The sequence below is a fragment of the Streptomyces sp. Je 1-4 4N24 genome (assembly GCF_026239515.1).
GTDB lineage: Bacteria > Actinomycetota > Actinomycetes > Streptomycetales > Streptomycetaceae > Streptomyces > Streptomyces nigrescens.
The window spans coordinates 5080505-5106546 of sequence record NZ_CP110836.1 but is presented as its reverse complement, the minus strand read 5'-3'; the positions used below and the strand labels follow the sequence as shown (position 1 = coordinate 5106546).

Here is a 26042-nt window from a genome sequence, read left to right as displayed (position 1 = left end):
ACCGGGCGCCCTGCAGGGAGACGGCGGCGGGAGACGGCGGCGGGCCGAGACGTTTCCCGGGGCGGCCGCCCGCGTCGGCCGGGCAGCGGCGGCCGGGCAGCGGCGCCTGAGGCACGAACGGGGCCGGCCCCAGACATCCCGTCCGGGGCCGGCCCGCTGCGTCACGCCTTCGGGGCGACCTTGCTCAGCCCGTTGATGATGCGGTCCATCGCGTCGCCGCCCGTGGGGTCGGTGAGGTTGGCGAGCATCTTGAGGGTGAAGCGCATCAGCAGCGGGTGGGTCAGACCGCGCTGGGTGGCGATCTTCATGACCTTGGGGTTGCCGATGAGCTTCACAAAGGCGCGGCCCAGGGAGTAGTAGCCGCCGTAGGTGTCCTTGAGGATCTTCGGGTAGCGCTGCAGGGCCAGTTCGCGCTGCGCGTACGTGGCGCGGGCGTGCGCCTGCACGATGACCTCGGCGGCGATCGCACCGGACTCCATGGCGTAGGCGATGCCCTCGCCGTTGAACGGGTTGACCAGCCCGCCCGCGTCACCGACCAGCAGCAGGCCCTTGGTGTAGTGCGGCTGGCGGTTGAAGGCCATGGGCAGCGCGGCGCCACGGATCGGGCCGGTCATGTTCTCGGGTGTGTAGCCCCAGTCGGCGGGCATCGAGGCGCACCACGCCTTGAGGATCTCGCGCCAGTCCAGCTCCTTGAAGGCCGAGCTGGAGTTGAGGATGCCGAGGCCGACATTGCTCGTCCCGTCGCCCATACCGAAGATCCAGCCGTAGCCGGGCAGCAGCCGGTCCTGGGCGCCGCGGCGGTCCCACAGCTCCAGCCAGGACTCCAGGTAGTCGTCGTCATGGCGGGGCGAGGTGAAGTACGTACGGACGGCCACGCCCATGGGGCGGTCCTCGCGCCGGTGCAGGCCCATGGCCAGCGAGAGCCGGGTGGAGTTGCCGTCGGCGGCGACGACGAGCGGGGCGTGGAAGGTGACCGGGGTCTTCTCCTCGCCGAGCTTGGCGTGGACGCCGGTGATGTGGCCGGTCAGCTCGTTGACGATCGGCGCGCCCACATTGCAGCGCTCGTGGAGCCGCGCCCCGGCTTTCTGCGCCTGCCGGGCCAGCTGCTCGTCGAAGTCATCGCGCTTACGGACCAGTCCGTAGTCCGGGTACGAGGCCAGTTCCGGCCAATCCAGCTGGAGCCGGGAGCCGCCGCCGATGATCCGCAGGCCCTTGTTGCGCAGCCAGCCCGCTTCCTCGGAGATGTCGATGCCCATCGCGACCAGCTGCTTGGTGGCGCGCGGGGTCAGCCCGTCGCCGCAGACCTTCTCGCGCGGGAACGCGGTCTTCTCCAGAAGGAGCACGTCCAGACCGGACTTGGCGAGGTGATAGGCGGTGGCGGAGCCGGCGGGACCGGCACCGACGACGATCACATCCGCGCTGTGCTCCGATCGGGCGGGGGTCACGGAATCGGTCACGGACGCGGACTCGGTCACGGCGCTGTCTCCCGGAAGTCGATATCTGGATATCTGGGTGCCGACCGGCACTGGGCATGTGCAGTCTATGGGGGCCTTGGTGATCAGAACCTGAAGGGTTGTCCCGATGAAGTCTGTGCACACACCGCTCCCCGCAGTCGAACTGCGCGTGCCCACCGAGGAGGACGCGCTGCACTGGCACCGGGCCTTCAACCACCCGGATGTCATGGAATTCCATGGCGGCGCCCCCGCCGAACTCTCGGAGTACGACGAACTCACCGCCCGTCAGCGCCGGCACCACGCGGAGCTGGGCTTCTGCCTGTTCACCCTGGTGGACCCGGCGGACGGCGCGGTCATCGGCTTCACCGGAGCCCAGCCCTGGCCGCACGACTGGGGACCGGCCGGGGAGATCGAGATCGGCTGGCGGCTCGGCCGCGCCTACTGGGGCAAGGGCTATGCCACCGCTGCGGCGCAGGCGGCACTGGAATCCGTACGGGCGGCCGGGGTCCGGCACGTGGTGGCGATGGTGGCCGCCGCGAACGAGCGGTCGATCGCGGTCACCCAGCGGCTGGGGATGCGGCGGGCGGAGACGGTGATCACCCCTGAGGGGCAGCGGAAGGCGTACTGCCACCGGCTGGATCTGTGACGCCTGCCGCGCACGGAAAGGGCGCTGCGGATTCCTCCCGCAGCGCCCTTCGGGCGGCCCGGCGGCCATCGACGACGCCGGATCCGCCGGCGTCAGCCCCCGGCCGGCCTGCGCCCCCGGTGCAGCGCCACCACGCCACCGGTCAGATTGCGCCAGGCCACCTCGCTCCAGCCCACGCCCTGCAGTCGGGCGGCGAGTTCGGGCTGGTTGGGCCAGGTGCGGATGGACTCGGCGAGATAGACATAGGCGTCCGGGTTGCTGCTGACCGCGCGGGCGACCGGCGGCAGCGCCCGCATCAAATACTCGGTGTAGACGGTCCGGAACGGCGCCCAGGTCGGCTCGCTGAACTCACAGATCACGACCCGGCCACCGGGCTTGGTGACCCGGTACAGCTCCGCCAGCGCGGCATCGGTGTCCTGGATGTTGCGCAGCCCGAAGGAGATGGTGACGGCGTCGAAGACCTCGTCCGCGAACGGCAGCCGGGTGCCGTCACCGGCCGTGAACGGCAGCCACGGATGCCGCTTCTTGCCCTCCCCCAGCATGCCGACGGAGAAGTCGCACGGCACCACGTACGCACCGGCCCTGGCGAACGGCAGCGAGGAGGTGCCGGTACCGGCCGCGAGGTCGAGCACCCGCTCGGCGGGCCGTGCGGCCACCGCACGCTCCACCTCCTTGCGCCACAGCCGCGCCTGCCCCAGGGAGAGCACGTCGTTGGTGAGGTCGTACCGCGCCGCCACGTCGTCGAACATCGCGGCGACTTCGTGCGGCTGCTTGTCCAGGGATGCTCGGGTCACCCGGCCATTGTCCACCGTGCCGGCGCCGGACGACGCACCGGGCACGGCCCGGCACGCCCGCCGTCAGCGGCGGCGGTACACCAGCCGGCCGGCCAGGACGGTGGCCAGGCAGCTGCCGTCCTCGGCGAAGACCGCGAAATCGGCCGCGCCGCCGACGGCCAGCTCACGGGGGCGGCCGCCGGGCGGCTCCGCGAGCCCGGACCGCTGGACGGCCGTACGGACCGCGGGCCGGGTGAACGGCCCGGTCAGCGCCGTCGTCCCGGTGGCCAGCAGGCGCTGCAGGCCACGGCGGGCGCCGGCGCCCCAGCGGGTCTCGGTCATGCCGAGGGCGGCGAGCGCCTCGCCCGTGATCGGCTCGCTGCCGAGCTCATCGGCCTCACGCGGGTCGGGGTGGTAGGCGGCCTCCAACAGCGCGGCGCCCTCCGGTTCGTACCGGCCAGGCGTCAGCACACCGTCCCACTCCCGGACTCTCGCCCGGTCGCCGTAGACCGCCCACAGCTCCTCGTACGGGCCGATGGCGGCGATCCGGGCGCCGTCGACGACGACCGCATGCCCGGGAGCCGGCTCCCCGTCATGGCTGAGCCGGACACCGCGGACGCGGTGAAGTGTCAGCATCCGCGGCTCAGTTGGCCTCGACCAGCTTCAGTTCCGGATGCGCCGTGCCGCCCTCGATCGCCGTGGACGACAGATGCGAGACGACCTTGTCGTCGACCGGGTCGTTGGCCGGGTCGTCGTGGACGACCAGGTGCTCATAGGTGGTCGCGCGCTGCGCCGGGACCCGGTCCGCCTTGCGGATCAGGTCGATGATCTCCGTGCGGTTGGAGCGGTGCTTGGCACCCGCCGAGGAGACCACGTTCTCCTCCAGCATGATCGAGCCGAGGTCGTCCGCGCCGTAGTGCAGCGACAGCTGGCCGATCTCCTTGCCGGTGGTCAGCCACGAGCCCTGGATGTGCGCGACGTTGTCCAGGAAGATCCGGCCGATCGCGATCATGCGCAGGTACTCGAACAGGGTGGCCTGCGTCTGGCCCTTCAGGTGGTTGTTCTCCGGCTGGTAGGTGTACGGGATGAAGGCGCGGAAGCCGCCCGTACGGTCCTGGACGTCGCGGATCATGCGGATGTGCTCGATCCGCTCGGCGTTGGTCTCGCCGGTGCCCATCAGCATCGTGGAGGTCGACTCCACACCCAGCTCGTGGGCCGCCTCCATGATCTCCAGCCAGCGCTCACCGGACTCCTTCAGCGGAGCGATGGCCTTGCGGGGGCGCGCCGGCAGCAGCTCGGCACCGGCGCCCGCGAAGGAGTCGAGGCCGGCGGCGTGGATGCGCTGGATCGCCTCCTCGACGGACACCTTGGAGATCCGGGCCATGTGCTCGACCTCGGAGGCGCCGAGGGAGTGGATGACCAGCTGGGGGAAGGCCTTCTTGATGGCGGAGAAGTGATGCTCGTAGTACTCGACGCCGTAGTCGGGGTGGTGGCCGCCCTGGAACATGATCTGGGTGCCGCCCAGTTCGACGGTCTCCGCGCAGCGGCGCAGGATGTCGTCGAGGTCGCGGGTCCAGCCCTTGGCGGTGTCCTTGGGCGCGGCGTAGAAGGCACAGAACCTGCAGGCCGTCACGCACACATTGGTGTAGTTGATGTTGCGTTCGATGATGTACGTCGCGATGTGCTCGGTACCGGCGTAGCGACGGCGGCGCACGGCGTCGGCGGCCTTGCCCAGCGCGTGCAGCGGAGCGGAGCGGTACAGGTCGAGCGCTTCCTCCGGCGTGATGCGGCCGCCCTGCGCGGCGCGGTCGAGTACGGACTGGAGGTCGGCGTTCTCGGTCACCGGGGCGTCCCTTTCGCAGGCGGGCATCACGAACTGAACCAGCGTACGTCAGGGGTACGACAGCCTCGCTCGCGGCCGGACCGGGGCCCGAGCGGCGGCCTCCCGCCGTCACCCGGGGGGGGGGAGGCCGTCGCCCGACAGCGTCAGAGGTTCAGAAGTGCGGGACGCACCCCTCCACCGCCCTCATCAGTAGTACGGGTTGTACGCCTTCCTGCTGTAACAGGAGGAGACCGGGCTGCTGCCCCTGACCTTCTGGGCCTCGACCCGGGCGCTGACGATGCCCGCGCTCTCCGAGGCGTACGTCTTCCACCGCTTGATCGTGCCGGCTCCGCCGTGGTTCGCACGCCAGGAGTAGGTGACCCGCTTTCCGGAGCCGGTGACGATGTCGAGGCGCACCCGCACCCAGGCGCCGTCCGCCGCCAGATCGTGCGCGCTGAGCCCCACCAGGCCCAGCTTGGTCTTGCCGGTGTACCCCCAGTTCAGCGTGCCGCCCGCACCGCCGCCCGGCGTGGCGCACTGGGCGGTGTTGACGCCCGCCGCACCGGCCGGTCCGGACGACACCGAGACAAGCACCGCAACGGCGCCTGCCAGGGCGGCGAGGGCACGCGTACGTGTTCTCATGGGTCCCCCTGTTGCACGTATCCAAGATCCTTGCGCGCTCGCAAGATCGCCCCCATCCTGCCCGAACGCGCCCCCGTGCGCTGTCCACCGCTGCCCCCGCGCCGCCCGGCACCGGCCGGTGAACCGGGCCGCGCGGCCGCTCGCTACCGGGCGGCCGCCGCCTCCAGCAGCTGCACCGTCACATCCGCCGGGAAGCCGGTCGTCGGCCCGACCCGCCGGGCGAACTCCGTGACGCCTCTCAGCTGCTCGGGTCCGAAGCGGAAGTCCAGCGTGGTGAAGTACCGCTCCAGCACCGGCTCGTCGAAGGTCTCCCAGCGGGCGGCCTGCTCGGCGACCTTGGCGACCTCCTCCAGCGACAGATCACGCGAGGCGAGAAACGCCTCGTGCACCTTCTGCACCACGACCGGCTCGCGCTCCAGGTACTCGCGCCGGGTCGCCCAGACGGCGAAGACGAACGGCAGGCCCGTCCACTCCTTCCACATCTGGCCGAGGTCGTGCACCTCCAGGCCCAGCTGGGGCCCGTCGTGCAGATTGGCGCGCAGCGCGGCATCGCCGATCAGCACCGCCGCGTCCGCCTCCTGCATCATCAGGCCGAGGTCCGGCGGGCAGCTGTAGTACTCGGGCCGCACCCCGATCTTCTCGGCCAGCAGCAGCTGGGCCAGCCGTACGGACGTCCGCGAGGTCGAACCGAGCGCGACCCGGGCCCCGTCCAGCTGGTCCAGCGGCTTCTGCGAGACGATCACGCAGGACATGACCGGGCCGTCACAGCCGACGGCGAGGTCGGGGAACGCGACGAGGTCGTCGGCGGCCCGCAGGAATTCCACGAGCGTGATCGGCGCGATGTCGAGTTCCCCGCGGACCAGCTGCTCGCTGAGCTTCTCCGGCGTGTCCTTGCTGAGATCCAGATCGAGCAGGGTGCCCGTACGGGCAAGGCCCCAGTAAAGGGGCAGGCAGTTCAGGAACTGGATGTGGCCCACTCGCGGCCGGCTGCGACGGCGGCCGGCGTCGGCTCCCGCGGGTGCGTCTCCGAAGGTTGAATTGTCCACATGCGGAGGCTAGACCTGTCTCCCTTGGGGCAGCGCAGCGGGTCGCCGTATGGACGTTAGTGCGGTCGGTTAAACGTGATCTTTGGCTCTTCCGCCTCAGGAGCAGCACATGCTACGCTCAGCGCAAGTTGCAGTTTGGTTTCCCTTGCAGTACAGAGCCTGCGGAGCATGTGACCCCGCAGGCTCTTGTAGTTTCAGACTTCTTTGCAGGTTCTGGAGCAGGGCAACCCTTTGGCCCAAGGAGGGCTTATGGCTACCGGAACCGTCAAGTGGTTCAACGCTGAAAAGGGCTTCGGCTTCATCGCCCAGGACGGCGGCGGCCCGGATGTCTTCGTCCACTACTCGGCGATCAACGCCTCTGGCTTCCGCTCCCTGGAGGAGAACCAGCAGGTGAACTTCGACGTCACGCAGGGCCCGAAGGGTCCGCAGGCGGAGAACGTTACGCCGGTCTAAGTTGCCCGGCCCGGAATTCCTTCCAGGTCGCCCCTAAGCAGTACCCAAGGAGCCTCGCTCCGCCACTTCGGTGGCGAGCGGGGCTCCTGCCTTTTGTCCGCCGGCACCCGGCACCGCCACGAATGGCGGCCACATGAATTCTCGCCGTCCGGCACATGACACACCCGAATGCCACACGCAATAGGGAATTCCCTCCGCCAATGGCGGCCCGATCCACGGGACACCTCGACGCCGGCCGAGGCGACCCGTCGGTGCAAGGAAAATCCGGGCAGACTTACTGCCCCGGTCAGCCGAAAGACCCCACTCGGAACGGCCAGAACCGCCCCCTCCCCGGCCGCCGCCGGAAACGGCACGCGGCCGGCCATCCCGAGGGCGAGCGAGCCGCCCGCCGCAGGCCCCCGGGTGCGACTGACGCCCCGCGCGACTGTGTACCGAAGCGATCACGGAAAGTGGTCACATCGGAACATGACCCGGCATACCGTGGGCAGAATGAGCGAGCACTTGCCCCCGCAGAAGCCCTGCCCCGACTGCGCCGGCAGAGGCACCGTGGACTGGGAGACGCCGACCGGCGAGCGCGTCACCACACAGTGCTCCGGTTGTGGCGGCACCGGAACCGTCCTGGCATAGAGGAGGCAGAGGCAACATGGCGGCCTCCAGTAGGAACGGTAAGCCGGTCGGCCTGGACGAGCAGTACGTCGGCAAGCTGCCGTGCTCGACCTGCGGGATACGGTCGATGAAACTGCCCGGCCGGCAGGGCGGGTTGTGCATCCCCTGCTACGCCGATGAATGTGCGGCCGCCGGCCGGCGCGCGGCAACGGCGGGCTCCTGGGTCGCCGCGAGTTTCGTGGGCGACCCGTGTCTCGCCTGCGGTTCACGGTCCGTTGACGCCAACGGCTGGGCGTTCTGGTGCAACACCTGCGACATGCAGACGGCGGTGGCCCTGCCACCGCGGTGAGAAGCCCCGCATCGCGGGGGGGGCGGGACGAAGACGCTGTCGGTCCGCGCGCCCGGCCCCCCTCAGTCCCCTTCGTACAACTCGCCGCGCAGCAGTCGCCCTTGACGGTCTCTTGGAGCGTGTGGCCCGCCGTCCCCCGCTTCCGGCGCCACTCGGCTCCGGAAGCAGGCCGGAGCGTACGACCGGGCAGCAGGCCGGTGCGAAGTCAGCCAGATGTGGCGTCGCGGCATTGCACGTCAGCCCCCGTGCCACCTCCCCCACAGAGGTGACACGGGGTTCCAGTTTGACGCGTCAAAGGCTTTTGCTCCAGACCGGGGGTCATCTGCTTTCGTAGAGGCCCGCTATCTCCTTGGCGAAATCTCGGGCGACCGCGGCACGGCGGAGTTTCAGGGACGGGGTGAGATGCCCGGTTTCCTCGGTGAAGTCCACCGGTAGGACGGCGAAGCGGCGGATGGATTCGGCGCGGGAGACCAGCTCGTTGGCGTCGTCGACGGCGCGCTGGAGGTCGGCCAGCAGGCGCGCGTCGCGGACCAGCCGCTCGGGCGGCAGGTCCTGCTTCTTGTGCATCTGGCGCCAGTGCGCGAGACCGTCCGGCTCCAGGGTGAGCAGGGCGGTGATGTAGGGGCGGTTGTCGCCGATGACCATGCACTGGCCCACGAGGGGGTGCGAGCGGAGACGGTCCTCCAGAGGGGCCGGGGCGACGTTCTTGCCGCCCGTGGTCACGATGATCTCCTTCTTGCGGCCGGTGATGGTGAGGTAGCCGTCCGGGTCGAGGGCTCCTAGGTCGCCGGTCGCGAACCAGCCCTGGTCGGTGACGGGGCGGGCCGCGCCGAGGGCCGCGTCCCAGTAGCCGGAGAAGACATGGTCGCCGTGGATCAGGATCTCGCCGTCGTCGGCGATGCGTACGGCGGTACCGGGGAGGGGCCAGCCGACCGTGCCGATACGGGGCCGGAGGGGCGGGGTGACGGTGGTGGCCGCGGTCGTCTCCGTCAGGCCGTAGCCCTCGAAGATCTCGATACCGGCACCGGTGTAGAAGGCCGCGAGGCGGCGGCCGAGGGGTGAACCGCCGCAGAGTACGTGGCGGACCTTGCCGCCGAGGGCGGCGCGGATACGGCGGTAGACGAGGGGGTCGTAGAGCTTGCGGGCGCCCTTGAGGGCCACGCCGGGGCCCGGACCCGTCCCGTGTTCCTTGGCCTCGACGGCCTCGCCATAGGAGCGGGCGATACGGACCGCGCGGTCGAAGGAGGCCGCCCGGCCCATCTTCTCCGCGGTGGCCCGTCCGGTGTTGAAGACCTTCTCCAGGACGTACGGAATGGCCAGCAGGAACGTCGGACGGAAGCCGGCCAGGTCGGCGAGCAGGTCGTCGGTCCGGATGCTGGGGGCATGGCCGAGGCGGACGCGGGCGCGCAGACAGCCGACGGCGACCATACGGCCGAAGACATGGGAGAGCGGGAGGAAGAGGAGGGTGGCGGCGGGCTCCTCGCTGACCGATTTGAAGACCGGGTGCAGCAGCTCGACGGCGTTGTCGGCCTCGGCGAAGAAGTTGGCGTGGGTGAGCGCACAGCCCTTGGGGCGGCCGGTGGTACCGGAGGTGTAGATGAGGGTCGCGAGGGCGTACGGGCCGGTGGCGGCACGGCACTGGTCCACCGCCTCGTCCGGCACGTCGCGGCCCGCCGAGACGAGTTGGGAGACGGCGCCGGTGTTGAACTGCCAGAGGTGGTCGAGGGCGGGGAGTTCGGCGCGGAGGCCGCTGATGAGGCGGGTCTCGTCGACGCCCTCCACGACGCAGGCGCGGGCGCCGGAGTCGTGCAGGATCCACTGCGCCTGGTGGGCGGAGGACGTGGGGTAGAGGGGGACGGTGACCAGACCGGCCGCCCAGGCGGCGAAGTCGACGAGGGTCCACTCGTAGGTCGTACGAGCCATGATCGCGAGCCGGTCGCCGGGACGGAGCCCGTAGGCGATCAGGCCCTTGGCGACGGCGCGCACCTCGGCGGCGAACTCCGCGGCGGTCACGTCACGCCAGATGCCGCTGGGCTGCTTACGGGCGAGCACGACGTCGGCGGGGGCCTCGTCGGCGTTGCGGAAGGGGAGGTCCCCGAGCGAGCCACTGCGTACGGGCGGGGCCAGCGGGGGGACGTATACCTCGCGGACCGTGCCGTTGACCACGGTTTTCTGCGGCTCGGTGAGAGTGGGGGCGGAGGTGTGGGTGGGAGTGGGCGCGGTGAGTGATCCGGTGGGTGCACTTTCCTGGTGGGACACGAGCGGCTCCTCGTTTTCCTGTGGAGTGCGGGTTGCCGTGGGCTGGGGCCGTTTCGCCTACGTGGTGTGGGTGGTGGGGTCGGAGGGGACGCCCGGTAATCCGTCCTCGGCGCGGGCGGCCCTGGTCCCGGAGGTTGGGAGCCCCGGCGTTCGCTCCGGTCCTGCGGGCGGCTCACCGGACATCCCCTCCGACCGCCGTACGTGCGCGGCTCTCCCGCCGTACCGATCACCGTCACGGCCGTACGCAGCAGGTCTTGGCAGGGACCTGGCCATGGCCCCGCAGGTCGGGCGCGGCCGAGGTGGGGGCTGTGACGGACGGTGCCACCGGGCCGCAGCCGGCAACGCTGGACGGTTGGAGGGGATGTACCGGGGCCCGCCCGCAGGACCGGAGCGAACGCCGGGGCAATCAATCGCACGCAGCCGCGTCGCCCGCGCCGATGGGGGCACCTCCCGGCCGAAGGCTGGGGGAGGGTGCCGGTGCGTCCCCTCCGACCCCCGCGGCAACCACGCACCCCGCAAAACCCCAGCCCCCACGGACCCGGACGGCAGACACGGATCCCGCACGGCGCCAGCCCCCACAAAGCCGGACGGCAGACACGGACCCCGCACGGCCCCAGCCCCCGCCGGGCGGCAGATGGACCCCGAAGCCCGCCCCTCGGCGGCGTCGAACTACCGCACGTCATCGTGGTGTCGGCCTCGTCGGGTCCGAACACCGGCTTGGGATGGGTGAGTTGGCTCGGCACGGCGACGGTGCCGGCGTCCGACGGCGGACGGCTCGCTCGCGGCGGTGGGGGAATCACGCATCCTCGACCCAGCTCCTGACCCGACGGTAACCTTACTTCGGCGTAAATTTACGCGAGGACCGGCAGTTGGCCAATGCCCGCGCGCCACCTTCGTTCCGGCGATTCCGGCCAGGGTTACGGCGGACGTGCCCACGTCGACCGTGTTCCACGTACCGGTCACACTCTCCTCCGCCTACTGCCACACCCTTTCCACGTACCGGCCACGCCGGAAGGGCGAACCCCCTCAAGCCGCCGCCCCGGCCCCCGACGGACGGGGACCGGGGCGACAGTTGGTGGGCAGGCCGCGTCAACGCCTGGCGCAGGAGGGGCTCTAGTGGCCGACGAGACCGCTCGGCGACCATCTGTCCCCGCCCATCAGGCGGCCGAGGCCCGTCCAGGCGAAGTTCATCATCGTGGCCGCCGTGTCCTTGGCCGACGGATGCTCGGGTTCACCCGAAACGCCTTCGTCCGTACGGACATTGGCCCACTCGGCGAGCGACTCGGCCGCGCCGACCAGGGCGTGCGCGAGCCCGGCGACCTCACGTTCGGCCAGCTCGCCCACGCAGCCCGCCTCCTTTGCGGCCGCACCCAGCAACTCCGTGACGAACTCGACGATCCCCGCCCGCATCGAGGCCACTTCACGCGCGAACGGCTCACCGTGCGTCCGCGCCTGCTGGTGGAGTACGGCCCAGCCGTACGGATGCTCGGCGGTGTGCGCGAAGAAGCCCTTCAGGCCGCTCCACAGCTGCCGGTCGGCCGCCACCCCCGGCTCGACGGCCGCCGTCACGGCCGCCACCAGCGCCTCCGACTCCCGCCGGATCACCGTGTTGAACAGGTCTTCCTTCGAATTCAGGTAGAGATAGACCAGCGGCTTGGAGACTCCGGCCAGCTCGGCGATCTCGTCCATCGAGGCCGCCCGGTATCCACGCCGCGCGAACGTCAGCACCGCGGCATCCAGCATCTGCTCCTCCCGGACGGCGCGCGGCACCCGCTTGCCCTTCACAGCTCCCACCCTGAATGTCCCTCCATCCCGCCCCTTTACTGCAAAGTAAGTTTACGATCTTCGCTTCCCACCCCTCACCTCTTGACGCGTTCGCGCCATAGCGAGACGATACGTCTCGTCGCACTACGTCGCAGGGCGACGCCCTCGTCCGCATCACTCGGAGGACCGCCCCATGCAGCAGTTCATCGACGCCGCCCCCGGCATCCGCCTGTGGACCGAGCAGCGCGGCGCCGCCGACGCGGCCCCGCTACTGCTGGTCATGGGTGCCCAGGCGTCCGGCGTCGGCTGGCCGGAGCCGCTGGTCGACGCGCTGGCCGCGCACCACCGGGTGATCCGCTACGACCACCGCGACACCGGCCGCTCCACCTGGTCCTTCGACGAGCAGCCGTACCGGATCGCCGATCTCGCCGATGACGTGATCGCGGTCCTGGACGGGCTGGGCATCGACCGGGCACATATCGTCGGCATGTCATTGGGCGGCATGCTTGCCCAGATGGTGCTCGCCGACCACCCCGACCGACTGCTCAGCGCCACTCTCATCGGCACCATGGCCCTCAGCACCACCCCCTACACCCGCCCCGACGGCAGCACGGTCCCGGCCGACGCGCTGCCGGGCGTCGCACCCGAGGTCCTGGAGCTGTGGGCCCGTCCGGTCGAGGACCACGGTGCGGCGGCCGAGGTGGAGCGCCGGATCGAACACTGGCGCGTACTCGCCGGTGGCCGACTCCCCTTCGACGAGGACCACTTCCGCGCCTTCGAGCACCGCGTCATCGCGCACACGGGACACCACCGGGTGGGCACCGCGCACGGCCGTGCGGCGGACGACGGCATGCTCCGTACCGACCAGCTCGCCGAGAACGAGGTGCCGGCCCTGGTGGTCAGCGCGCCCGCCGAGCCGGTCTTCCCGCCGCCGCACCCCCAGCACCTGGCCCAGTGCGTCCGGGGCGCGGAGCTCGTCGAGATCCCGGGCATGGGACATGCACTGCCGCCAGCCGTACACGCACCGCTGACCTCGGCGATCCTGGCCCGCACGGGAGGGCCCACCACTCGGCTGGGCCGCACTGACCCCTTAGGTACAGTGCAAGCCAAGTAATCCCCCTGTTTCCGCCAAGACTTGGGATAGCGCGGCACAGGGGACGCGGCAGGTCAACGGGAGGACGGGGCGAATGGGCGGCACGGGGTACGACGTAGAGAGCACGGCTCTACGTCGCTATGCGAACGCGGCGGACCATGCGGCGGACCAAGTGGAGAAGATCCGCAACCGCGTCGGCAAACTGCAGCTGTCCAGCGGCGTGTTCGGTCAGCTTGCGGAGTCCGACAGTCTCAAGTCGGACTACGACACGCAGTCCGAGGAGGCGGTGAACGACCTCCACGACGTCAAGGAATCGCTGGGCGCCATCGCCGACGGGATCCGTCTGACGGCCGAAGCGTACGACAACAACGAGGATGACCAGGTCTACGCCCTCGGCGGGGGAGCCTCGTGAGCCAGGCACTGGAGCGCATCGGGTTCGACGTCGACTGGAGCAACCCGCTGGCGGGTGCGCTCGACTCCGTCATCCGGGGGGCCATCAAGGACCTCGGCCTCGACGAATATCTGGAAAAGGTCAGCGGCGACAACGAGAAGCTGATCGAAACCGCCAGGGAATGGCGAGCCGCGGCCCGCGACATGAACGACGTCGTCGAGGATCTGCTGGCCGAGCGCAAGACGTTGCAGCGGTCATGGACCGGCGAGGCGTCAGAAGCCTTCGGCGGCACCATGACGGAGTTCGAAAAGGCCCTCAAGGCCGAGGCCGAGGACATGAACACGGTCGCCGAACTCCTGGAGATGGCCGCCGAGGCGTGCACCGAGGCCGAGAACACGATGATCGAGCTGATCACCGAGATCGTCGAGGCCCTGCTGGTCGCGGCCGCGACGGCGGCGATCGTCGCACTGCTGACCGCCGGTATCGGCGCCGCGATCGGTCCGCTCATCGGCGCCGCGGGGGCCGCGCACCGTGCGATGAAGGCCGTACGGATCACCGCGAAGCTGGCGGACAAGCTCAAGGATCTCGCCGACCGGATGCGGGCGGTGCAAAAGCTGCGGCGGGCGCGTATCAAGGCCAAGGCGCTGTGGCGGAACAAGAACGCCCGCAAGAAGATCAACAAGAACCTCAAGCGAATCGGCAACAAGGTGGTGGGTGCCAAGGCGGCCGGTGCGGCCTTGGACGCGGCGCCGCTGGCCAACAGCGTCATCGAGCACCACACCGGCGTCGACGTCGGCCAAGTGGTCTCCGAGAAGACCGCCGGCGCCAGAGAGAAGGTCGGCGAAGCGGCCAACTCGGCCGAGCGTGCGATCCACGATGCCACCGGCGTCAAGGAGGTCCACGTCGGCGACAAGAGCTGGGACGTCGAGCATCAGACCCCCGTCGGCCCGAGCGCCCCGAAGGCCGAGCAGCCGACCGAGCAGCAGAAGCAGTACGCCGACCGGCCCGACTCCGAGCGCTTCACCGACCGCCTGGCCGACAGCGCAGCGCGGTCCAAGCCCGTCCGGGAGGTCTTCGGATGAGTCTGCGGGTCGCCTGGGGGAAGGTGCCGTACAAGGAGGCGAGGGAGCGCGCGGTGCAGGCGCTGCCGGCCGGGGAGCGGCTCGTACAGAATGAAGTCGCTTTCCCCGGATGGAAGTTGTCCAAGCCGTGGCGGTGGAACCGCCCCCGCGTCCTGGCCGGCCGACGTCTCCCGGGCGACCGCTGGGAAGGCACCAAACGGGCCTTCTGGTCGATCTACTGGGGTATCGAGGCGATCCTCGAACCGATCCCCGATCTCTTCGGGGGCCGGCGGCGGGGCAAGCCGCTCAAGGGCGGCTGGGGAAGCCTGGCGGGCGGGCTGGCCACCGCCCTGTGGCCGCGTGTGCCGACCACGGACGCGCTGCCGGTGCTCCAGCTCACCGACCGCCGGCTGCACATCAGCTATGTCCAGCGGGGCCGCCGCCGCGGCGAACTGGGCGCGGTCGAGCCGGGCTGGAGCGCGTCGGCCGAGCAGGTGGCCTGGGTCCGGCACCGTACCGACGTCGACGCCGACAGCTTCGAATTCGGCTTCACGGACGGCTCCTGGGTCCGGGTGAATCTGCCGAGCCAGCACGCCGTGTACTTCACTGAGTGCTTTCCCCGGACGGAGGCGGGCCGGCCTTAGCGGGACGGCCTTAGCGAGACGGCCTTAGCCCGCCGGCCGCCACCGGCCTCCCGGCGAGGCCGTACGCACGGATGCGCCCCGGCCTTGAATCCAAGGTCGGGGCGCATCGGTGTGGCAGGCCGAGAACTACGCGGCAGTCGGCACCGGCACGGACACCTTCTCGTCCGTGCCCTCGGCACCGGCCGTCTCCACGTTGATGCTCCGGGCTCCGTTGTAGGCGTCACGGTCGAGGATCTTCTCCCGGGCGGACACCAGGATCGGGATGACCGACTGACCGGCCACGTTGGTGGCCGTCCGCATCATGTCCAGGATCGGGTCGATGGCCATGAGCAGGCCGACGCCCTCCAGGGGCAGGCCCAGCGTGGACAGGGTCAGCGTCAGCATGACCGTCGCGCCGGTCAGACCGGCGGTGGCGGCGGAGCCGATGACGGAGACGAAGGCGATGAGGAGGTAGTCGCCGATGCCCAGGTGGACATCGAAGATCTGCGCGATGAAGATCGCGGCGATCGCCGGGTAGATCGAGGCGCAGCCGTCCATCTTGGTCGTCGAGCCGAACGGCACCGCGAAGGAGGCGTACTCACGCGGCACACCGAGGCGCTCGGTGACCTGCTGGGTGACCGGCATGGTGCCGACCGACGAGCGGGAGACGAAGGCCAGCTGGATGGCGGGCCAGGCGCCGCGGAAGAACTGCAGCGGGTTGACCTTGGCGACGGTCGACAGCAGCAGCGGGTAGACCCCGAACAGCACCAGGGCGCAGCCGACGTAGATGTCGACGGTGAAGGTCGCGTACTTGCCGATCAGGTTCCAGCCGTACGTCGCGATGGCGTGGCCGATGAGGCCGACGGTGCCGATCGGGGCGAGGCGGATGACCCACCACAGGGCCTTCTGGAGCAGTTCGAGGACCGAGCGGCTGATCTTGAGGACCGGCTCGGCCTTCTCGCCGAGCTGCAGCGCGGCGATACCGGCGACGGCGGCCATGAAGACGATCTGCAGGACGTTCAGCTCGGTGAACGGCGTGATGATGTCGGTGGGGACGATGCCGGTCAGGAAGTCGATCCAGGAGCCGGCCTCCTCGGGGGCCTTGCCGTCCTTGGGGGTCAGGCCGGTGCCCGCGCCGGGGTTGCTGAGCAGGCCGATCGCCAGGCCGATCGCGACGGCGATCAGCGAGGTGACCATGAACCACAGCAGGGTGCGGGAGGCGAGCCGGGCGGCGTTGTTGACCTGCCGCAGATTGGTGATCGACACCAGGATCGCGAAGAAGACCAGCGGCGCCACGGCCAGCTTCAGCAGCTGGACGAAGAGATCGCCGATGTGCTGCAGCGTGGTGGTGAGCCAAGCAACGTCACCGCTCTTGGCGATCCAGCCGAGCAGCACGCCCAGGGCGAGGCCGGCCAGGATCTGCACCCAGAACGGGATCTTGGGTATGCGGGAGGACGGGGGACTCTGCGGGGCCTGTGAGGACTCGGCGGTCTCGGCAGACGTGGACAACGGACACACTCCGGGGACAGGTGAGAGACGTCAGGGGACGGCGAAAAGAAGCGCCGGGAACTCGAGCGGCTGCGGAGCAGCTGCGTTGCGGGCCTCTCCCGCCCGGAGGGGTGGGGAGAAGGATCTCCGGCCGCTGGAGAAGAGAGGTCAGCGGCGGCAACAGGCCGCGGACATACAGCGGCAGAGATCGACATGCAGGCGCGCCACGAGCGGAGTGCTCATGGGGGACGGGGGCGCGGCTGCTGTCTTCATGACAAGCACGTTAACACTTGAACTTTGAGGAACCCAAAGAAAATCTTTGGGTTCCCGGAAGGGCCGTGCGCCGGAGCCTCCGTCAGAAACGCGACAGGCGCCCGGCCGTGGAGCGGAGTCCACGGCGACGGGCGCCTGTCGCGGAGGTGCGGCTGTGAGGCGTCTTACATAAAGGTCCAGGCCTTCAGAGCAGGCCGTCCTCCTGGCCGGCGTTGGCCGCGAGGCGCTCACGCTGGCGGTCGACCTTGGCGACGATCTGCTCGGACATCGCGTCCCGCTGCTTGCGCAGCAGCACAAAGCTGAGCGGCGCGGAGATCACGATGGCGAGCAGCAGCATCCACACGGTGTTGGCGGCGCCGATGGCGAGCGGAATGATCCGGAAGTACGCCAGCACCCACACCACGGCGAACGAGGCGACGAAGAGGCCGATGCGAAGGGCGGTGTAGCGGAGCGTGGCGAAGTTGTGGCTACTCACGGATGGGACCTTCTCCTCAACGGCAACCTAAAGGGTCTGCATCCAGTCAAGCACAGCGCTTCGGGCGATCTTCGCGGCCCCCGCCGCAGCCCGGTCCCGGCGCGGGCCCGGCTCCTCGGCGTCGAGATCGGCCCCTCGGCGGCCCGCCCGGCCCGGCGGTCCGCCCGTCAGCCCAGATCCAGCCACATGGTGATGTCGTCGCGGTAGTCGTCGTCGGCCACCCGGATTGCACCGGGCACCCGGCCGACCTCCTGGTAGCCGCAGGCCTCGTAGAAGGGGCGGGCGCCGGAGCCGCCGCGGCAGGTGAGGCGGAGGGCGGTGACGCCCTCGACGGAGCGGGCGGCGTCGGCGACCGCCGTCATCAGCCGGCGGCCGGTGCCCCGGCCCTGGAGGGAGGGGTGGACCATGACGGTGTAGACCCACAGCCAGTGCTTCATCAGGCGGTGGCTGTTGGTGGTGAGGAACGCCGTGGCCAGGACCCGGCCGTCCGCGTCGCGGCCGGCCACCAGGCGCTGGCGACCCTCGGCCATGGCCGTCAGATGCCTGAGCAGCTCCGGGCGGATGTCCTCGCGGGTCACCGGCGGGACGAATCCGACCGCGCCACCGGCGTTGGAGACATCGGCCCACAACGCGCATATTCCGTCATGGAGTTCGGGGGTGAGGGAAGGGTCCAGGTCGAAACGCACGTTCATGACCGGACCCTAACTCTCGCCTCGGCGGTGCTCCCGCGCAGGTCAGACGCGCATCGGCTGCGGGGATTCGCGGCGGTCCAGGTCCGGGCCCGGGTACTCGCGGATGGCCTCGTAGCGGGTGTTGCGCTCGACGGGGCGGAAGCCGGCGTCGCGGATCAGGTCCAGCAGGTCCTCACGGGTCAGCTTGTTGGGCGTGCCGTAGTTGTCCGCGTCGTGCGTGATCTTGTACTCGACGACCGAGCCGTCCATGTCGTCCGCGCCGTGCTGCAGGGCGAGCTGGGTGGTCTGCAGACCGTGCATGACCCAGAAGCACTTGATGTGCGGGACGTTGTCGAAGAGGAGGCGGGAGACCGCGAAGGTCTTCAGGGCCTCGGCGCCGGTCGCCATGGTGGTCCGGGCCTGGAGCTTGTTGCGGACCTTGCCGTCCTGCATGTCCACGAAGTCGTGCTGGTAGCGCAGCGGGATGAAGACCTGGAAGCCGCCGGTCTCGTCCTGGAGCTCACGCAGCCGCAGCACGTGGTCGACACGGTGGCGGGGCTCCTCGATGTGCCCGTAGAGCATCGTCGAGGGGGTCTTGAGGCCCTTCTCGTGGGCGAGGCGGTGGATGCGCGACCAGTCTTCCCAGTGGGTGCGGTGGTCGACGATGTGCTGCCGGACCTCCCAGTCGAAGATCTCGGCGCCGCCGCCGGTCAGCGACTCCAGGCCGGCGTCGATCAGCTCGTCGAGGATCTCGGAGGCGGAGAGCCCGGAGATGGTCTCGAAGTGGTGGATCTCGGTGGCGGTGAAGGCCTTGAGGGAGACGTGCGGCAGCGCCTTCTTCAGCTCGCTGAGCGAGCGCGGGTAGTAGCGCCACGGCAGGTTGGGGTGGAGCCCGTTGACGATGTGCAGCTCGGTGAGGTTGTCGTTCTCCATCGCCTTGGCGAGGCGGACGGCCTCCTCGATGCGCATCGTGTACGCGTCCTTCTCGCCCGGCTTGCGCTGGAAGGAGCAGTAGGCGCACGACGCGGTGCACACATTGGTCATGTTGAGATGACGGTTGACGTTGAAGTGGACGACGTCGCCGTTCTTGCGCGTGCGCACCTCGTGGGCGAGGCCGCCCAGCCATGCCAGGTCGTCGGACTCGTAGAGGGCGATACCGTCCTCGCGGGTCAGCCGCTCCCCGGCGTGGACCTTCGCCTCCAGCTCGCGCTTGAGGCCCACATCCATCGACGCAGCCATCCGGTCGCCTCCCAGTCTCTGCCGTATCGGTGCCGTTCTTCGGAGCCCGAAACGGGCTTCGTCGAGCGTACTCCCCCGTAATGGGGGCGGACGGGGCCCCCTGGCCACCCGTCCGCTCCGGTGTGTCCCGCCGGCGCCCGGTGACCTATTCGGCCTCTTCGGGCAGCTGGCCGACGCGGTTCTCCCACTTGGTGGAGAGCACGATCGTGGTGCGCGTACGGGAGACGCCCTTGGTGCCGGACAGCCGCCGGATGGTGCGCTCCAGACCGTCCACGTCACCCACCCGCACCTTGAGCATGTACGAGTCGTCGCCGGCGATGAACCAGCAGTCCTCGATCTCTTCGAGGGCGCGCAGCCGCTGCGCGACGTCCTCGTGGTCGGTGGCGTCCGACAGCGAGATGCCGACCAGCGCGGTGACACCGAGACCGAGCGATGCGGCGTCCACCGTCGCGCGGTAGCCGGTGATCACACCGGCCGCTTCGAGGCGGTTGATCCGGTCCGTGACGCTGGGCCCGGAGAGGCCGACGAGCCGGCCGAGCTCCGCATACGAGGCCCGGCCGTTCTCGCGAAGTGCCTGGATGAGCTGCCTATCCACCGCGTCCATGCCCTCAAGCCTTCCAATCTTTACGCATATTCGGGTTCTGCCTGTAGAATCTAAGGCATGCAGGGCTTCGACCCTGCGAATCTTTCAGGCGATCAAAAACGATCTCACAGGAGTTGTCACCGTGTACTCGATCGAGATGGCCTACGCCCGCATGCGCGAGCTGCAGGACCAGGCCAATCGTTCACGTGCCCACCGGTCCGCGGCACCGCGGACCCGGCGCCTCTTCGGCCGCGCCGCCGCGAAGAAGCGCTAAGGAGCCTCCGGGGCCTCCTCCACGTCCTTGGAGCCACCCCGCAGCTCCCCCTCCCAGCGCCGGTACAGCCCGTGCGGCACCTCGGCCGCATCGAGCGCCCGGCCCGCGACGAAGTCCACCAGATCCTGGATGTGCGTCGCCCCCGCATAGAACGCCGGTGAGGCGGGCAGCACCACGGCGCCCGCCTCGTCCAGCGTCACCAGATGCTTCAGCGTCGGACCGTTCAACGGGGTCTCACGCACCGCGACCACCAGCCGCCGCCGCTCCTTGAGCGTCACGCTCGCCACCCGCTGCAGCAGATCCTTCGACAGCCCGAGCGCCACCCCGGCCACACACGCCGTACTCGCCGGGACGATCAGCATCCCCTTCACCGGATACGAGCCCGACGAGGGCCCGGCCGCCAGATCCCCGGCCGGCCAGTACCGCACATCCGCCAGGTCCGCCTCCGTCACCGGAAACGTCGCCGGTTTGCCATCGGCTCCGCGCCCCAGCCATTCCCGCAGGTCAGCGCGCCAGTGCGCATCCCGGAAGGCAATGCCCGTCTCGTCCAGGAGGGTCAGCCGCGACGCCCGGCTGACGATCAGGTCCACCGCCTCCCCGGCGGCGAGCAACCCGCGCAGGACGGACGCGGCATACGGCGTCCCGGACGCGCCGGAGATCCCCACGACCCACGGACGGCGTCGGCCGGGGCCCTGCTTACTGGTGTCGTTGTGCGGCGGCTCCACGCATCGAGCCTATCCGGCGGAACCATGGACCCCCTCACGGCCGTTCCTACGTGTGCGCCCCTCGCGGAGCCCCGCCGAGGGCCGCCCCACCGGGGGACGAGAAAGGGACGGCCGGAGATGACATCACGCGCGAAGCCCGCGATCTTCCTGATGCTGGGCTGGGTGGCCCTGCTCTGGCTGCTGGAGGGCGTCGACTTCGCCACCGGCGGCGCGCTGGACACCTTCGGGATCGCACCGCGCGAGCCCGCCGAACTGGCGGATGTGGTGCCCGCCGCCTTCCTGCACTTCGGCTTCGGCCATCTCGTGGCGAACACCCTGCCGCTGCTGCTGCTCGGCCTGGTCGCCGCGCTGCGCAGCGGGGTCCCCCGCTTTCTCGCCGTCACCCTGCTGATCATCCTCGCCAGCGGGCTGGGCGTCTGGTTCACGGCCGCGCCGGACAGCAACACCGCGGGCGCCTCCGGTGTCGTCTTCGGGCTCTTCGGCTATCTCCTGGTGCGCGGCTTCATCGAGCGCAAGCTCCTCGACATCGGCATCGGCCTGGTGGTCGGCGTGCTGTACGGCTCGATCCTGTGGGGCGCGCTGCCCACCGACAGCGGCATCAGCTGGCAGGGGCACCTGTTCGGGCTGATAGGCGGGGTGCTGGCGGCCTTCGTCTTCCGGGTGCGCACTCCCGGCCACCTGACCGCCGACGATGTCCGACCCATCGCTTGACTTCCGCTCCCCGCCCTAAAGTGCGGGGATTCCTACCACGGTCGGCTGACCGTCTCGGTGGGTTCCTGCTTCGACGCGCTGTGCCGGGACGAGCCCCGGCCTTACCTGCGCTCCACAGGCTGATACCGCCAGTCCGGCGGCCTTGGCGACGTTGACCGCCGCGTTGATATCTCTGTCCAGAACAGTCCCGCAGGCCCCGCACGTCCATACGCGGATGTGCAGGGGCTTGGGGCCATCCTGGACGCCGCAGGCCGAGCACACTTGAGAAGTGGGCTCGAAGCGTCCGATGCGGAAGAACTTGCGCCCATGGATCTGGGCCTTGTACTCCAGCATCGCGACGAATGAGGACCATCCCGCGTCGTGCACGGACTTGGCCAGGCGCGTACGGGCGAGCCCCTTGACCGCCAAATCTTCCACTGCAATCGCTTGGTTCTCGCGAATGATCTGGGTGGAAAGCTGGTGGTGGAACTCGCGGCGCGCGTCGGCCACCTGCGCATGAGCACGGGCGACCTTGACGCGAGCCTTGTCCCGGTTGTTGCTGCCCTTGGCCTTGCGGGACAGGCAGCGCTGCTCCCGCTTGAGCTTCTTCTCGGCCCGCCGGAGAAAGCGCGGAGCGTCGATTTTGCGGCCGTCCGATAGAACCGCGAAGTGTCCCAAGCCGAGGTCGATGCCAACCTGTGGCGTGACCTCGGGCAGCGTCTCGGGCCGGTCTCCACGACGAAGGAGGCGAAGTAGCGCCCCGCCGCGTCCTTGACCACGGTCACCGTCGACGGAATCGACGGCAGGGCGCGGGACCACTTCACCCGTACATCGCCGATCTTCGGCAACACCAGGTCTCCACCGGGGGTGATCTTCCATCGTGCGTTGGCGGTGAACCGGATCGTATGCCGGTTGTCTTTGCGGGACTTGAAACGCGGTTCGGCGATCTTCGGTCCCTTGCGGGTGCCCTTCATCGACGCAAAGAAATTCGAGTACGCCGTGTCCAGATCCCTGAGCGACTGTTGCAGCACCACCGCCGAGACTTCGCCCAGCCATGCGCGGGCCTCGGTCTTCCTCGCCTCAGTGATGACCCGCTTGGACAGGTCACCGATCTTCGGATACGGCAGGTCCCGCTCGTGGGCGCTTTTGCGGGCACGCAGCGCGTCATTGAACACGACACGGGCGCACCCGAATGCCCTACCCAACGCGGCACGCTGAGGACCGTTCGGGTACAGGCGGAAGCTGTACCGAAGCTGCACGATCATTGGTCGTCACTGCGCTTACGCCCTTCACGCCGGGCGTCTCCTCCCCCAGGTTCCGCGAGGAGTACCCGAACTGGTCCGGCACTACTGGCGGGCACACCACCTGTAATCCGGCTCCTAATTCGCCGGATCGGTCGGCGGGCCCGACTGTTCGCCCGTGCATCGAGCAACAGAATCGCCCCAGGTGATCTGCAGGTCAGAGCATTGCTCAGAATCGCTTCACCACCGGACTGAAGCCCGGTGCACTGCGCTTAACCCCGGTAGCCTCAAGCGGAACGGAACGTGCGGGGCCGTGCACACGGCCCCGCACCGCACACGGCGACGCGCGCGAGACGCAGTACTTACGGGGTGAGCAGAGCATGTCCGACCACTACCAGCCCGGTTACGGTCCACCGCCCGGCGGACCGCAGCAGCCGTACGGGACACCGCAGCAGGGCTGGCCCGGCGCCGCGCCGGGCGGCTACGGCTACCCCGGCACGCCGCAGCCCGGCACACCGCAGCCCGGCTACGGCGCCCAGCCGCCCCAGCCTTCCTCGGGCCCCGCGATGTGGTCCCACCTCGGCGCGCTGCTGACCGTCACCGCGGGCACGATGATGTGCTGCGGCCTGGGCGCCTTCCTCGGCTGGATCTACCCGCTGTCCCTGCGTGGCAACGACCGCCACAAGCACGACCCGTACATCCGCCACCACGCCACCCAGGCGGTGAACTACGGCATCACCCAGGCCATCATGGCGGCCCTCGGGCTGGTCCTGTACGTCGCCAGCGCCCTCATCTTCGCGGCGGCCGCCACGGAAGAACAGCGCAACAGCTCCGGCCTCGCGGTCCCCCTGGTGACCGTGATCGTCATCTTCGGCGCCTACGCCCTGTCCGGCGTCGTCTGCGCAGTCATCGGCACGGTCAAGGCCACCCGCGGCGAGCTCTGGACCTATCCACGCCTGATCGCCTGGCCCCTCAGCAAGGGCTGAGGGAGGACGTCAGACCGTCGTCAGGCCGTCAGACCGTCAACCCCCGCACCAACAGATCCAGCAGCGCGCAGACGAAGAGCGCGATCCCGATGAACCCGTTGACCTGGAAGAACGCCCGGTTCAGGCGGGTCAGGTCATGCGGCTTGACGATCGTGTGCTCGTACAGGAACGCCGCCGCCACGATCACCAGGCCCAGCCAGAGGAACACCCCGGCACCGGTCGCCACGGCGTACCAGGCGAAGAGCGCCGTCGTGACGAGATGGCAGCCGCGCGCGCCCCAGACCGCGGCCGGGATGCCGAAGCGGGCCGGGACGGACAGCACGCCGACCTCGCGGTCCGTCTCCACGTCCTGGCAGGCGTAGATCAGGTCGAAGCCGCCGATCCAGATGCCGACCGCGAGGCCGAGGATCACCGCCTCCCAGGACCACGTCGCGCTGATCGCGAGCCAGGCGCCGATCGGGCCCATCGCCTGGGCGAGGCCGAGGATCGCCTGCGGGAAGTTGGTGAACCGCTTGCCGTACGGATAGACCACCATCGGCACCACCGCGAGCGGCGCGAGCGCCAGGCACAGCGGGTTCAGCAGGGCGGCGGCGCCCAGGAAGACGACGAGCGCGATCAGCGCGCCCGTCCACGCGGACTTCACCGAGACCGCGCCGGTGACCAGTTCCCGTTGCGCGGTGCGCGGGTTCCGGGCGTCGATCTCGCGGTCGATGATGCGGTTCGCGGCCATCGCGAAGGTCCGCAGGCCGACCATGGCGACGGTGACGAGGAGCAGCGGGCCCCACTGGATGTGCCGGCCGCCCTCGTACATCGCGGTCAGCGCGGCGATGTAGGCGAAGGGCAGCGCGAAGACCGAGTGCTCGATCATCACCAGGCGCAGGAAGGCCTTGGTGCGGCCCGGCTGCGGGACCGCTGCGGATGCGCTGCTCACGAGAGGCCGTACTCCTTCCAGCGGCGGTCGACCAGCGCCGCCGTCCGCGGGTCGGACTCGACCATCTCCGGCCAGCCCCCGTCCCTCGTGTAGCCCTCCTCGGGCCACTTCTTCGTCGCGTCGATACCCGCCTTGCCGCCCCAGAACTGCTGGTAGGAGGCGTGGTCGAGATGGTCGACGGGACCTTCGACGACGGTGAGGTCGCGGGCGTAGTCGGTGTTGCCGAGCGCCCGCCAGGAGACCTCGTGGAGGTTGTGCACATCGCAGTCCGCGTCCACGACCACGATCAGCTTGGTCAGCGACATCATGTGCGCGCCCCAGATGGCGTGCATGACCTTCTGAGCGTGCTTGGGGTACTTCTTGTCGATCGAGACGATCGCGCAGTTGTGGAAGCCGCCGGACTCGGGGAGGTGGTAGTCCACGATGTCCGGGACGATGATCTTGAGCAGGGGGAGGAAGAAGCGCTCCGTCGCGCGGCCCAGCGGGCCGTCCTCGGTCGGCGGGCGGCCGACCACGATCGACTGGAGCAGCGGCCGCTTACGCATCGTCACACAGTCGATGGTCAGCGCCGGGAACGGCTCCTGCGGCGTGTAGAAGCCGGTGTGGTCGCCGAACGGGCCCTCGGGGAGCATCTCGCCGGGCTCCAGCCAGCCCTCGATGACGACCTCGGCGTTCGCCGGGACCTGCAGCGGGACGGTCTTGCAGTCGACCATCTCGATCCGCTTGCCCTGCAGGAAGCCCGCGAAGAGGTACTCGTCGATGTCCCCGGGCAGCGGCGCGGTCGAGGCGTACGTCACGGCCGGCGGGCAGCCGAAGGCGATGGCGACCGGCAGCTTCTCCCCGCGCTTGGCGGCGACCTGGTAGTGGTTGCGGCTGTCCTTGTGGATCTGCCAGTGCATACCGATGGTGCGCTTGTCGTGGCGCTGCAGGCGGTACAGGCCCAGATTGCGCACCCCGGTCTCCGGGTGCTTGGTGTGCGTCAGGCCCAGGTTGAAGAAGGAGCCGCCGTCCTCGGGCCAGGTGAACAGCGCGGGCAGCCGGTCCAGGTCGACATCGTCGCCGCGGAGCACGACCTCCTGTACGGGCGCTTCCTTGACCTTCTTCGGCGGGACGTGCGTCATCCCGGCCAGCTTCCCGAACGCCTCGCGCACGCCGACGAAACCGTGCGGCAGCTCCGGCTTGAGCAGCCCGCCGATCTTGCCGCTGATGTCCTCGTAGGACTTCAGGTCGAGCGCCTTCAGGAGCCGGCGGTCGGTGCCGTAGACGTTCATGGCGAGCGGCATCGCCGAGCCCTTGACGTTCTCGAAGAGCAGCGCGGGACCGCCGGACTTCTGCACCCGGTCCACGATCTCGCCGACTTCCAGATACGGGTCGACCTCGGCCTTGATGCGCTTGAGGTCGCCTTCCCGCTCAAGTGCGCGCAGGAACGAGCGAAGATCGTCGTAAGCCATGCGTTCCAGTATCGGGTACGCACTACCCTGGAC

The 26042-nt window shown here is 69.7% G+C and carries 27 protein-coding genes and 1 pseudogene; 11 read left to right on the top strand and 17 right to left on the bottom strand.

Annotation, left to right across the window (positions count from 1 at the left end; all coding sequences use genetic code 11):
* Window positions 1-161: 161 nt before the first annotated feature.
* On the bottom strand, window positions 162-1682 hold the full coding sequence (locus tag SLV14N_RS22300; RefSeq protein ID WP_336298238.1) for a geranylgeranyl reductase family protein: 1521 nt from the start codon (window positions 1680-1682) through the stop codon (window positions 162-164).
* Between SLV14N_RS22300 and SLV14N_RS22295 the strand changes: the two genes are divergently transcribed.
* Entirely contained in the window at window positions 1582-2100 is a 519-nt protein-coding gene (locus SLV14N_RS22295; RefSeq protein ID WP_208683059.1) for a GNAT family N-acetyltransferase, read from the top strand. The two genes, SLV14N_RS22300 and SLV14N_RS22295, sit on opposite strands and share 101 nt — an antisense overlap.
* A 92-nt stretch (window positions 2101-2192) precedes the next feature.
* On the opposite strand, the gene SLV14N_RS22290 is transcribed toward SLV14N_RS22295, so the two are convergent.
* From SLV14N_RS22290 to SLV14N_RS22270, 5 genes are all read right to left on the bottom strand, one after another.
* A complete protein-coding gene (locus tag SLV14N_RS22290; RefSeq protein WP_263270780.1) occupies window positions 2193-2894 on the bottom strand; it encodes a demethylmenaquinone methyltransferase in 702 nt (233 codons plus the stop codon).
* A gap of 63 nt (window positions 2895-2957) precedes the next feature.
* Window positions 2958-3509, bottom strand: a complete 552-nt coding sequence (locus SLV14N_RS22285) for a hypothetical protein (RefSeq protein ID WP_208683057.1) — start codon at window positions 3507-3509, stop codon at window positions 2958-2960.
* A 7-nt stretch (window positions 3510-3516) separates the two neighbouring features.
* A complete protein-coding gene (gene mqnC / locus SLV14N_RS22280) occupies window positions 3517-4716 on the bottom strand; it encodes a cyclic dehypoxanthinyl futalosine synthase (RefSeq protein WP_208683056.1) in 1200 nt (399 codons plus the stop codon).
* 186 nt (window positions 4717-4902) lie between these two features.
* The gene (locus SLV14N_RS22275) at window positions 4903-5337 is read right to left on the bottom strand and encodes a hypothetical protein (RefSeq protein WP_208683055.1); all 435 of its coding nucleotides are present in this window, start codon (window positions 5335-5337) and stop codon (window positions 4903-4905) included.
* Window positions 5338-5480: 143 nt separating this feature from the next.
* A complete protein-coding gene (locus SLV14N_RS22270) occupies window positions 5481-6383 on the bottom strand; it encodes a menaquinone biosynthetic enzyme MqnA/MqnD family protein (protein ID WP_263270777.1) in 903 nt (300 codons plus the stop codon).
* 249 nt (window positions 6384-6632) lie between these two features.
* Between SLV14N_RS22270 and SLV14N_RS22265 the strand changes: the two genes are divergently transcribed.
* The 3 genes from SLV14N_RS22265 to SLV14N_RS22255 all read left to right on the top strand — a co-directional run bounded on the left by SLV14N_RS22265 (window position 6633) and on the right by SLV14N_RS22255 (window position 7791).
* Window positions 6633-6836 (top strand): cold-shock protein, encoded by a 204-nt coding sequence (locus SLV14N_RS22265; RefSeq protein ID WP_003984261.1) that lies wholly within the window; start codon window positions 6633-6635, stop codon window positions 6834-6836.
* 489 nt (window positions 6837-7325) lie between these two features.
* A complete protein-coding gene (locus tag SLV14N_RS22260) occupies window positions 7326-7463 on the top strand; it encodes a hypothetical protein (RefSeq protein WP_158686046.1) in 138 nt (45 codons plus the stop codon).
* A gap of 16 nt (window positions 7464-7479) precedes the next feature.
* Entirely contained in the window at window positions 7480-7791 is a 312-nt protein-coding gene (locus tag SLV14N_RS22255) for a hypothetical protein (protein ID WP_208683053.1), read from the top strand.
* Window positions 7792-8109: 318 nt separating this feature from the next.
* On the opposite strand, the gene SLV14N_RS22250 is transcribed toward SLV14N_RS22255, so the two are convergent.
* Together SLV14N_RS22250 and SLV14N_RS22245 are read right to left on the bottom strand one after the other, a co-directional pair.
* Window positions 8110-9957, bottom strand: coding sequence for a long-chain fatty acid--CoA ligase (locus SLV14N_RS22250; RefSeq protein ID WP_259670777.1), 1848 nt, complete (start codon window positions 9955-9957; stop codon window positions 8110-8112).
* Between the two features lie 1206 nt (window positions 9958-11163).
* Entirely contained in the window at window positions 11164-11844 is a 681-nt protein-coding gene (locus tag SLV14N_RS22245) for a TetR/AcrR family transcriptional regulator (protein WP_263270772.1), read from the bottom strand.
* Window positions 11845-12007: 163 nt separating this feature from the next.
* On the opposite strand from SLV14N_RS22245, the gene SLV14N_RS22240 reads away from it, so the two are divergent.
* The 4 genes from SLV14N_RS22240 to SLV14N_RS22225 all read left to right on the top strand — a co-directional run bounded on the left by SLV14N_RS22240 (window position 12008) and on the right by SLV14N_RS22225 (window position 15003).
* Window positions 12008-12928 carry an alpha/beta fold hydrolase gene (locus tag SLV14N_RS22240; RefSeq protein ID WP_263270770.1) on the top strand — a complete coding sequence of 307 codons (921 nt, stop codon included), beginning with the start codon at window positions 12008-12010 and terminating at the stop codon, window positions 12926-12928.
* 73 nt (window positions 12929-13001) lie between these two features.
* Entirely contained in the window at window positions 13002-13319 is a 318-nt protein-coding gene (locus SLV14N_RS22235) for a DUF2563 family protein (protein ID WP_018090988.1), read from the top strand.
* Window positions 13316-14380, top strand: a complete 1065-nt coding sequence (locus SLV14N_RS22230) for a WXG100 family type VII secretion target (RefSeq protein WP_208683048.1) — start codon at window positions 13316-13318, stop codon at window positions 14378-14380. The genes SLV14N_RS22235 and SLV14N_RS22230 overlap by 4 nt, the downstream gene beginning before the upstream one ends.
* Window positions 14377-15003 carry a hypothetical protein gene (locus SLV14N_RS22225; protein WP_263270768.1) on the top strand — a complete coding sequence of 209 codons (627 nt, stop codon included), beginning with the start codon at window positions 14377-14379 and terminating at the stop codon, window positions 15001-15003. Before SLV14N_RS22230 ends, SLV14N_RS22225 begins: the two co-directional genes overlap by 4 nt.
* Window positions 15004-15129: 126 nt before the next feature.
* On the opposite strand, the gene SLV14N_RS22220 is transcribed toward SLV14N_RS22225, so the two are convergent.
* The 5 genes from SLV14N_RS22220 to SLV14N_RS22200 form a co-directional block, all read right to left on the bottom strand.
* Window positions 15130-16491 (bottom strand): dicarboxylate/amino acid:cation symporter, encoded by a 1362-nt coding sequence (locus SLV14N_RS22220; protein ID WP_263270766.1) that lies wholly within the window; start codon window positions 16489-16491, stop codon window positions 15130-15132.
* Window positions 16492-16927: 436 nt separating this feature from the next.
* Window positions 16928-17218: a DUF4229 domain-containing protein gene (locus SLV14N_RS22215; RefSeq protein WP_093645035.1), complete on the bottom strand. Its 291-nt coding sequence runs from the start codon at window positions 17216-17218 to the stop codon at window positions 16928-16930.
* A 167-nt stretch (window positions 17219-17385) separates the two neighbouring features.
* On the bottom strand, window positions 17386-17910 hold the full coding sequence (locus tag SLV14N_RS22210) for a GNAT family N-acetyltransferase (RefSeq protein ID WP_263270764.1): 525 nt from the start codon (window positions 17908-17910) through the stop codon (window positions 17386-17388).
* A gap of 42 nt (window positions 17911-17952) precedes the next feature.
* Window positions 17953-19116: an aminofutalosine synthase MqnE gene (mqnE, locus tag SLV14N_RS22205; protein WP_263273240.1), complete on the bottom strand. Its 1164-nt coding sequence runs from the start codon at window positions 19114-19116 to the stop codon at window positions 17953-17955.
* Window positions 19117-19273: 157 nt separating this feature from the next.
* Window positions 19274-19732, bottom strand: coding sequence for an Lrp/AsnC family transcriptional regulator (locus tag SLV14N_RS22200; protein ID WP_018090995.1), 459 nt, complete (start codon window positions 19730-19732; stop codon window positions 19274-19276).
* 121 nt (window positions 19733-19853) lie between these two features.
* On the opposite strand from SLV14N_RS22200, the gene SLV14N_RS22195 reads away from it, so the two are divergent.
* Window positions 19854-19985 (top strand): hypothetical protein, encoded by a 132-nt coding sequence (locus SLV14N_RS22195; protein WP_259670458.1) that lies wholly within the window; start codon window positions 19854-19856, stop codon window positions 19983-19985.
* Here the strand turns inward: SLV14N_RS22195 and SLV14N_RS22190 are convergent.
* Window positions 19982-20710 (bottom strand): UbiX family flavin prenyltransferase, encoded by a 729-nt coding sequence (locus tag SLV14N_RS22190; protein WP_208683039.1) that lies wholly within the window; start codon window positions 20708-20710, stop codon window positions 19982-19984. The genes SLV14N_RS22195 and SLV14N_RS22190 overlap by 4 nt on opposite strands.
* A 117-nt stretch (window positions 20711-20827) precedes the next feature.
* Between SLV14N_RS22190 and SLV14N_RS22185 the strand changes: the two genes are divergently transcribed.
* Complete coding sequence (locus SLV14N_RS22185) at window positions 20828-21421, top strand: rhomboid family intramembrane serine protease (RefSeq protein WP_208683037.1); 594 nt, start codon at window positions 20828-20830, stop codon at window positions 21419-21421.
* A 15-nt stretch (window positions 21422-21436) separates the two neighbouring features.
* On the opposite strand, the pseudogene SLV14N_RS22180 reads toward SLV14N_RS22185, so the two are convergent.
* Window positions 21437-22659: pseudogene (locus SLV14N_RS22180) on the bottom strand (RNA-guided endonuclease InsQ/TnpB family protein).
* Window positions 22660-23021: 362 nt separating this feature from the next.
* Here SLV14N_RS22180 and SLV14N_RS22175 point away from each other — a divergent pair.
* Window positions 23022-23627 carry a DUF4870 domain-containing protein gene (locus SLV14N_RS22175; RefSeq protein WP_208683035.1) on the top strand — a complete coding sequence of 202 codons (606 nt, stop codon included), beginning with the start codon at window positions 23022-23024 and terminating at the stop codon, window positions 23625-23627.
* A gap of 28 nt (window positions 23628-23655) precedes the next feature.
* Here SLV14N_RS22175 and mqnP read toward each other — a convergent pair whose 3' ends face one another.
* Window positions 23656-24558, bottom strand: coding sequence for a menaquinone biosynthesis prenyltransferase MqnP (gene mqnP / locus SLV14N_RS22170; RefSeq protein ID WP_208683033.1), 903 nt, complete (start codon window positions 24556-24558; stop codon window positions 23656-23658).
* Window positions 24555-26009, bottom strand: a complete 1455-nt coding sequence (locus SLV14N_RS22165) for a menaquinone biosynthesis decarboxylase (RefSeq protein ID WP_018091001.1) — start codon at window positions 26007-26009, stop codon at window positions 24555-24557. The genes mqnP and SLV14N_RS22165 overlap by 4 nt, the downstream gene beginning before the upstream one ends.
* Between the last annotated feature and the right edge of the window lie 33 nt (window positions 26010-26042).